Source organism: Vibrio sp. Vb1574 (assembly GCF_033338675.1).
Map to the genome: position 1 here is coordinate 1 of NZ_JAWOTC010000186.1, position 1466 is coordinate 1466.

1 protein-coding gene and 1 pseudogene are annotated in these 1466 nt (G+C 40.2%); one reads left to right on the top strand and one right to left on the bottom strand.

The features are described from left to right. Positions 1-681 (bottom strand): annotated as a pseudogene (locus R7O12_RS24665) (hybrid sensor histidine kinase/response regulator); the annotation flags it as partial. Between the two features lie 319 nt (positions 682-1000). On the opposite strand from R7O12_RS24665, the gene R7O12_RS24670 reads away from it, so the two are divergent. Next, on the top strand, positions 1001-1466 hold a 466-nt coding region (locus R7O12_RS24670; protein WP_318126687.1), incomplete at its 3' end, for an HAD family hydrolase.

Genomic DNA, 1466 nt, shown 5'->3' on the forward strand with positions numbered 1-1466 from the left:
TTCATCACTCATCACATACTGATCTTTTTCGCCCATCGCCTTTTTGTTAGGCAAGACAGACTGAATAACATCTATCGACGTACATAAGCCACTGAGTGGATTACGCATTTCATGAGCAATACCAGCGCCAAACGACTTAGCGAGCGATACTTTTGCTTCATGCTCGACCTGATTTCGGAAATAGAACATGTTGCCAAACACATAAATAAACAAAAATATCGGCACATGCGTCCAATCCATTGTGATATCGAGATGAAAGCCTTTCGCTATCCACGCAAAAAACGTCGCTAGACCAATACCAGCGAACGTCTGAGCAAACATGACCCTTGTGACATGAACCAACAAAATATGCAGGAAAATAGCCGACATGAATGACATCACCCAAACATTGGACCAATCATTCATGAGCAACATATAAAAAAAGAAGAAAGGTAAACAGGTCGTAATCGTTATTTGATAATAGACATGCACGTACTTTCGCCAGGATGACGACAAACGGTTACGAAAAATGATGCCAAAAAACAGTGCGGAACAGAACAAACGTAGCGGCAAGTTTTCATAGGATTGCGGGAACATGAAGTCCCAAACGAAGTAGTAGAGCGGGAAGCCAATAAATCCCATCCAACCAACTAATGTTAAATTGGGCTCTGCGTACTCATATACCTTACGTATCGAATCCATACTATCTAATTTGTCTACTCCGCCTGACGTTCAAAGTTGTGACTTGCTATCTTTTTTATAATCACGTTGTTTTGTAATTATATATTACTTGCCAAATATAAGCAGCGCGAACTCCGTCAATTTATTCGCGATGCTTGTCTCTAAATTCAGCCTTTTATCTAAGTTCAGCTTGATTTCACGAATTTTTTGGTAACGAGTTCAATTGCATATTATTTTATTGTGATTCAAGTAGAATCAACTTATGCGAGGGCAACGCGAATGTTGTTCTCACTCATCTTCGTTTGATTACTCTGACCAACTCACAAATCAAAGGTGTTCTATGGAAAGCTCTCAAATTAAAAATGTTGTTTTCGATGTCGGCAACGTACTGGTTCGTTGGTCACCACCAGAGATTGTACGCTTAACATTTGGTCATTCCGTAGATGCAGAACAAATGGCGAAAAGACTGTTCTCAAACAAGATTTGGCTAGACCTCAACAAAGGTTTGATCAGCGAAGAAGAAGCAATACACCGTTATCAACAAGAACTCGACTTAACGGCTGAAGAATGTTGCTGTTTCTTCTACTACGTAAAACAGACTCAGATTCAACTGTTCGGCAGTGTTGAGCTTTTACAAAAGGTGAAGCAAGCGGGTTACGGTGTCTACGCACTAACTGATAATGCTGTAGAAATTGTCGAACACTTAAAATCAACGTACAATTTTTGGCCACTTTTTGATGGCGCGATTGTGTCTGCCGAAGTCGAACTTTTAAAACCTCAACCGGAAATTTATCAAGCGCTTCTCT